Origin of the sequence: Dietzia sp., from assembly GCF_036741115.1 — a bacterium.
Taxonomy (GTDB): Bacteria; Actinomycetota; Actinomycetes; order Mycobacteriales; family Mycobacteriaceae; genus Dietzia.
Genome location: NZ_DAINST010000004.1, coordinates 25,574 through 32,135 on the forward strand (window position 1 = coordinate 25,574; position 6,562 = coordinate 32,135).

Consider the following 6,562-nt stretch of genomic DNA (forward strand, 5'->3'; position numbering starts at 1 on the left):
CCGCGCTCCGGCGCGGCGGCTCGGGGCGCGGCGAACGCGCTCCGCCAGCCCCGAATACTCGCCCGGCTATTCGCCCGGCGCGGTGAGGAATCCTCGGAGGAACGCGGCGACCTCGCCGATTTCCGCGGTGCGGCAGAACTCGTCCCGCTTGTGCGCCGTACCCGGGTCGCCGGGGCCGAGGTTGACCGCGGCGACGCCCGCCGCGGCGAAGCGCGACACGTCGGTCCAGCCGTACTTCGCGCGCACCCGGCCGCCGGCGGCCCGCACGAGGGCGGCCGCGGCAGGGATGGACAGACCGGGCATTGCGGCCGGCGAGAGGTCGGTGAGCTGCCAGGAGATCGGATCCGCCTGTGGTTCGCTCGGTCCGCCGTCATGACCGCCCTGCCCCTCCCCCGAACGGTCGGCGAGCGGCTCGCTGACCTCCTCCGACCACGGATCGGCGGCGTCGAACCGGCTACCGGGCGCGAGGCCGAGCGCTTCGACCGCGTGGTGCAGCGCCTCGCCGCTCGAGAGGTCGGGGGCGAAGCGGAAGTTGACGTCGACCCACGCGGAATCCGGGACGACGTTCCCCGCGACCCCGCCCGAGACGCGGACGGCCTGGAGCCCCTCGCGGTACGTACAGCCGTCGATCTCTACGTCGCGCGGCGTGTACTCGGACAGCGCACCGAGCACGGGAGCTAGGCGGTGGATGGCGTTCTCACCGAGCCAGCTGCGCGCCGAGTGCGCGCGCGTGCCGACGGCGTGGACGCGGATGCGCAGCGTGCCCTGGCAGCCGGCCTCGATGAACCCATCGGTCGGTTCCCCGAGGATCGCGAGATCGCCGTCGAGCAGCTCCGGGCGCTCGCGCTGCAGCACGCCGAGGCCGTTCGCCGAGGCCTCAATCTCCTCGCAGTCGTACATGATGATCGTGAGGTCGTGAGCAAGCTCTTCGGCATCGGCGAGCGCGTCGAAGAGGTGCAGGAACACCGCATCCCCGGACTTCATGTCGCTCGTCCCGCAGCCGTACATCCTCTCTTCGGGCTCTCCCCCGTCGCAGTCTCCGTCTCTGGGAACGTGCCTGACGACGGACGGCACGTTATCGGCGACCGGCACCGTATCGAGGTGCCCCGCGAGGATCACCCGGGAGCCGAGCCCCCTGTTCGTGCGCGCGACCACGCAATTCCCGATCCGCTCGACATCCGTAGAGGTGCCGGGCCCGCGGAAGGCGGCGACGCTCGCGCGCAGCGCGGCCTCCACGGCGTCGGCGAGCGCCTCCTCCTCCCGCGAGGGGCTCTCGATGTCGACGAGAGCGGCGGTGAGAGCCACGGGGGCGCCGGCGAGATCGAGCGCCGGGGCGCCGTCGTTGCTGGTGCTGGGGGTGCTTCCTTCGCGTGTGGACACGCCTCCCAGGGTAGCGAGCGGCGGGGATGGCGCCGGGCCGCGCCGGGGAAGAACGGATGACGGCAGAAGTTCCCGGCATTTCCCGTGGTCCTTGCCGTGCGCCCAGGCGGGTGACGGTAATCTCATGCGCATGAGTGCACATGGAGCAATCGCCCTCGGCGTGGCGACGATGACCCTGGACGGAACCGTTCTCGATGTGTGGTACCCCGCGCCCGAACTCGGCGCGGCGGAGACCTCGGGGCACGAGGTGCTCAACGGAGACGACGTGCCGGAGGATTTCCGCTCGATTGTCGGAGCGGACGTCGAGCGCGGTGTCGAGCTCGTCGCGGTCCGCGTGAGCATCGCGGACCTCACCGAGCCGCCGATCGACGCGATGGACGTCTACCTCCGTCTCCACCTCATCTCTCACCGACTCATCCGCCCGCATTTCGCGAGCCTCGAGGGCCAGTTCGGCCACCTCGCCAACGTCGTGTGGACCAACCACGGCGCCTGCAAGGTCGAGGGCTTCGACATGACCCGCACGAAGCTCCGCGCGCGCGGCCCCGTGATCGTCTACGGGATCGACAAGTTCCCGCGCATGGTCGACTACGTCGTGCCCTCCGGCGTCCGCATCGCCGACGCCGACCGAGTCCGCCTCGGCGCGCACCTCGCCGAGGGCACCACCGTGATGCACGAGGGCTTCGTCAACTTCAACGCCGGCACGCTCGGCCCGTCGATGGTCGAGGGGCGCATTTCGGCCGGCGTCGTCATCGGCGCGAACTCCGACGTGGGCGGCGGGGCCTCGATCATGGGCACGCTGTCCGGAGGCGGCAAGGAGACCATCTCCATCGGCGAGAACTGCCTACTCGGCGCGAACTCCGGCATCGGCATCTCCCTCGGCGACGACTGCGTCGTCGAGGCCGGGCTCTACGTGACCGCCGGATCCAAGGTCGTCCTCAAGGCCGGCGCGTGGTCGGAGGCCGAGACCGTCAAGGCCAAGGACCTCTCCGGCCGCGACAACATGCTCTTCCGCCGCAACTCGACGACCGGCGCCGTCGAGGTCGTGCCGTGGAAGTCCGAGGGCGTCTCCCTCAACGCGGAGCTGCACAAGAATGACTAAGCCTGCAGGCGGGGCCGCTGCCGCGGAAAACGACGCCGCCGAGTTCGGCGGACAGCTTTCCACGGGCATGGCCAGCCGCCATCTAACGATGATGGGGCTTGGTTCCGCGATCGGCGCGGGCCTGTTCCTCGGCACCGGCTCGGCGATCTCTACCGCCGGTCCCGCAGTGCTCATCTCCTACATCGCCGCCGGCATCATCGTCGTGTTCGCCATGCGGATGCTCGGCGAGATGGCCGCGGCGATGCCCTCTGCCGGCTCCTTCGCCACGTACGCCGGCGCGGCGTTCGGGCGCCACGCGCGCTTCGTCGTCGGCTGGATCTACTGGTTTATGCTCATCATGGTCATGGCCTCGGAGATGACGGGCGCGGCCGCGATCATCGGCGGTTGGTTCGGCATCCCGGCATGGATCCCCGCGCTCGTGTGCATGGTCTTCTTCGCGGTGGTCAACCTCGTTCGCGTCCGCGCGTTCGGCGAGTTCGAATTCTGGTTCGCGCTGGTCAAGGTCGTGGTGATCCTCGCGTTCCTCGTCATCGGCGTACTCGTAGTCTTCGGCCTCCTCCCCGACACCGAACCCGTGGGCATGGCGAACCTCACCGGTGACGGTGGGTTTATGCCCAACGGGTGGGCGGGTGTCTCGGCAGGCCTCCTCGCCGTCGCCTTCGCGTTCGGCGGCGTCGAGATCGTAGGCATCGCCGCGGCCGAGTCCGACGACCCGGCCCGCAATGTCGGCACCGCCGTCCGCTCGGTCATCTGGCGCATCTCGGTGTTCTACATCGGCTCCGTGCTGATCATCGCCGCGCTGCTGCCGTGGGACTCCCTCGCCGACACCGACACCGCCGAGCAGAGCCCATTCACCGCCGTGCTGCGGATGGCCCACCTCCCCGGCGTCGTGGGCTTCCTCGAGGTCATAATCGTCCTCGCGCTGCTCTCGGCCTTCAACGCCCAGATCTACGGCACCTCGCGCATCGCCTTCGCACTCGCCAAGCAGGGCGACGGCCCGCGGATCCTCGCGCGCACGAACGCCTCCTCGGCGCCATCGGTGTCCGTTTACGTCTCGGTGTTCTTCGGCTTCGTCGCCGTCGCGCTCCAGTGGTTCGAGTGGGAGGGGCTGCTCGACTTCCTGCTCCAGGCCGTGGGAGCGACCCTCCTCGTGGTCTGGATCGCCATCGCGGCATCGCAGCTCAAGCTCCGCTCGCAGATCGAGGCTGCGGGCAAGCTCACGGTGCGGATGTGGCTGCATCCGTGGCTAGGCATCGCCACGATCGTCGCGATCCTCGCGCTCTCGATTCTCATGCTCACCGACGAATCGGCGCGGCAGCAGATCTTCGGCGTCGTCGGCCTCGTCGTGGTGCTCAGCGTGCTCTCGCTGATCAACTCGCGGGTCCACGAGGACTCGGGGGCACACGTCGGAATCGGCACGCCGTAGGCGCCGAGAGGACCGAGTAGGTCCTGGAATACAGCGGACGGCGGCCTCCGATGCGAGGCCGCCGTCCGTTGTCATAGGCGGGTGGATCGCGGCGGGAAACGCCGCTGGGCGCTACCTCTCGAGCCGGCGCGCGGCCTCGGCCACGGCCTCGTCCGTCGCGGTGAGCGCGATGCGCACGAACTTCTCGCCGCGCGGTCCGTAGAACTCACCGGGCGCCACGAGGATCCCGCGCTCGGCGAACCAGTCGACGGTCGCTCGGCCGGGCTCATCGCGAGAGGCCCACAGGTACAGGCCGGCCTCGGAATTCTCGATGCGCAGGCCCACCGACTCGACCGCCGGGGCGAGGAGGGCGCGGCGGGCACGGTAGCGTTCGCGCTGGGCATCGACATGCGCATCGTCGGTGAGCGCGTGGGTCATGGCCGTCTGCACGGGCATGGGCACGATCATCCCCGCGTGCTTGCGCACCGCGAGCAACTCGGCGACGAGCTCCGGGTCCCCGGCGACGAAGCCCGCGCGGTAACCCGCGAGCGACGACGACTTCGAGAGTGAGTGGAGCGCGAGGAGATTGGAGAAATCGCCGTCGCACACGCGGGGATCGAGGATCGACGGGGCCTCCCCCTCCCAGACGAGCCCGAGGTAGCACTCGTCGGAGGCGACGATCGCGCCGCGCTCGCGCGCCCAGCCGACCACCTTGCGCAGATGGTCGACGCCGAGCACCTTGCCCGTGGGATTCGACGGGGAATTGATGTAGACCAGGTCGACCTTCTCGGGCCCCAGCTGGGTGAGCGAGTCCGCTCGCACCGCGCGCGCACCGGCCAGGAGCGCGCCGACCTCGTAGGTCGGATAGGCGACCTCGGGGATGACGACGGTCGATCCCGCCCCCAGGTCGAGCTGCGCCGGCAGGCCGGCGACGATTTCCTTCGTTCCGATCACCGGGAGGATCGACGTGGGGTCGACGCCCGGCACGCCGAAGCGGCGCTCCATCGCCGCGGCCGCGGCCGAGCGGAGCTCGGCGGTGCCGTGTGTCGCTGGGTATCCCGGGAACGCGGCCCCCTCCGCGAGCGCCGCGCGAATCCCCGGATCGACTTCGTCGACCGGGGCGCCGACGGTGAGGTCGACGAGCCCGACCGGATACTCCGCAGCACGCGAGCGCGCGCCCGCGAGGGTATCCCACGGGAAGACGGGGAGCCTAGAGGTCACGGGCGTGCGACGACTCGCCGTCCGCCTGCCAGTTCCCTGCACGGCGTCCAGTGCCCTACTCCTCGCCCATCGGGGGGAGCTTCTTGACGAACTCGACGTCGGGGCCCGGGTCCGTCTTCGCGGCGCCTCCGGGAGAGCCGAGCTCCTCGAAGAAATCGGCATTGGCCTGCGTGTACGGTTCCCATTCGTCCGGAACATCATCCTCGTAGAAGATGGCCTCGACCGGGCACACCGGCTCGCAGGCGCCACAGTCGACGCACTCGTCGGGGTGGATGTAGAGCATCCGGCCGCCCTCGTAAATGCAATCGACCGGGCATTCCTCGACGCACGCCTTGTCGAGAACATCGACGCACGGCTCCGCAATCACGTATGTCATTACTCCGTGATTTCCTTTCGTAGACAGCCAGTGTCGAAACCGAGACCGGTTCCGATGCGAGCGTCGGCCCGCCGGGCAGGGCGGATGTTGTCGGCGCTCGGGCCCGCGACGCCGCCGAGGCGGACTCCGGGCCCATGTCCTGTTGTTCGTCTCTCATATTAAGACACGGTCGCGCCGTTCCCAACGCGGCCCACGGTCGGCGCCGGGGGCAGCCCCACCAAGGTTAGATGGCGGCCGTCCCGGACGCAGCCCGTTTCGGTCGATCGACCAACTCACGATCGACCAACTCACGAGCGGGGGCGGAGCGGATCACTCGACGAGCAGCGGCACCCGCGGGACACCTCGAACGCGGCGATAGAACGTGTCGCGCTGCACGACCGGCCTCCCGATCCCCTCGCCGATCTCACGGATTTCCTCCGGGCTCTTCTCCGATCCGTTCTCGGCACCTGCCATCCGGGAGATGGTCTCCTCCATGAGCGTGCCGCCGAGATCGTTGGCGCCGGCCTGCAGCATCCGCTGTGTGCCCGCGGTGCCGAGCTTGACCCACGAGGTCTGCACGTTGTCGATCGCGCCATGGAGCATGAGCCTGGCCAGCGCATGGACGACGAGGTTCTCCTGGCGGGTGGGCCCCGGGCGCGCGGCCCCGGCGAGGTAGAGGGGCGCGCTGTGGTGGACGAAGGGCAGCGGGACGAACTCGGTGAATCCTCCGGTGCGCTCCTGGATCCCCCGCAGCGTGCGGAGGTGCGAGACCCAGTGGTGCGGCGCGTCGACGTGCCCGTACATCATGGTCGAGCTCGAGCGGATCCCCACCTCGTGCGCGGTCTCGACGATCGATATCCATTCGGCGGTAGGCAGCTTCCCCTTCGTGAGGATCCAGCGCACCTCGTCGTCGAGGATCTCCGCGGCCGTACCGGGGATCGAGTCGAGGCCCGCCTCCTTGAGACCGGTGAGCCACTCGCGCACCCCGACCCCGGAGCGCGAGGCACCGTTGGAGATCTCCATGGGGCTGAAGGCATGGACGTGCATTCCGGGCACTCGGGTCTTCACGGCGCGGACGAGTTCCGCATACCCGCCGACTCCG

6 protein-coding genes are annotated in these 6,562 nt (G+C 69.6%); 2 read left to right on the forward strand and 4 right to left on the reverse strand.

Features of this window, described 5'->3' with window-relative positions; genetic code table 11:
* Positions 1–66 precede the first annotated feature (66 nt).
* The gene (gene dapE, locus V7E05_RS01220; RefSeq protein ID WP_333617856.1) at positions 67–1,380 is read right to left on the reverse strand and encodes a succinyl-diaminopimelate desuccinylase; all 1,314 of its coding nucleotides are present in this window, start codon (positions 1,378–1,380) and stop codon (positions 67–69) included.
* Positions 1,381–1,510: 130 nt separating this feature from the next.
* Here dapE and dapD point away from each other — a divergent pair, with 130 nt between their 5' ends.
* Positions 1,511–2,479, forward strand: a complete 969-nt coding sequence (dapD, locus tag V7E05_RS01225) for a 2,3,4,5-tetrahydropyridine-2,6-dicarboxylate N-succinyltransferase (protein WP_333617857.1) — start codon at positions 1,511–1,513, stop codon at positions 2,477–2,479.
* A 67-nt stretch (positions 2,480–2,546) separates the two neighbouring features.
* A complete protein-coding gene (locus V7E05_RS01230; RefSeq protein ID WP_333617893.1) occupies positions 2,547–3,905 on the forward strand; it encodes an amino acid permease in 1,359 nt (452 codons plus the stop codon).
* Positions 3,906–4,016: 111 nt separating this feature from the next.
* Here the strand turns inward: V7E05_RS01230 and dapC are convergent, their stop codons facing one another.
* From dapC to cofH, 3 genes are all read right to left on the reverse strand, one after another.
* A complete protein-coding gene (gene dapC, locus V7E05_RS01235) occupies positions 4,017–5,105 on the reverse strand; it encodes a succinyldiaminopimelate transaminase (RefSeq protein ID WP_333617858.1) in 1,089 nt (362 codons plus the stop codon).
* Between the two features lie 55 nt (positions 5,106–5,160).
* Entirely contained in the window at positions 5,161–5,481 is a 321-nt protein-coding gene (gene fdxA, locus V7E05_RS01240; RefSeq protein WP_333617859.1) for a ferredoxin, read from the reverse strand.
* A 309-nt stretch (positions 5,482–5,790) separates the two neighbouring features.
* Positions 5,791–6,562: 5-amino-6-(D-ribitylamino)uracil--L-tyrosine 4-hydroxyphenyl transferase CofH (gene cofH / locus V7E05_RS01245; protein ID WP_333617860.1), on the reverse strand; the 772-nt coding region annotated here is incomplete at its 5' end.

Coding starts and splice junctions, on each gene's coding strand:
- dapD (WP_333617857.1), top strand. CDS start 1,511: ATGAGTGCACATGGAGCAATCGCCCTCGGCGTGGCGACGATGACCCTG.
- V7E05_RS01230 (WP_333617893.1), top strand. CDS start 2,547: ATGGCCAGCCGCCATCTAACGATGATGGGGCTTGGTTCCGCGATCGGC.
- fdxA (WP_333617859.1), bottom strand. CDS start 5,481: ATGACATACGTGATTGCGGAGCCGTGCGTCGATGTTCTCGACAAGGCG.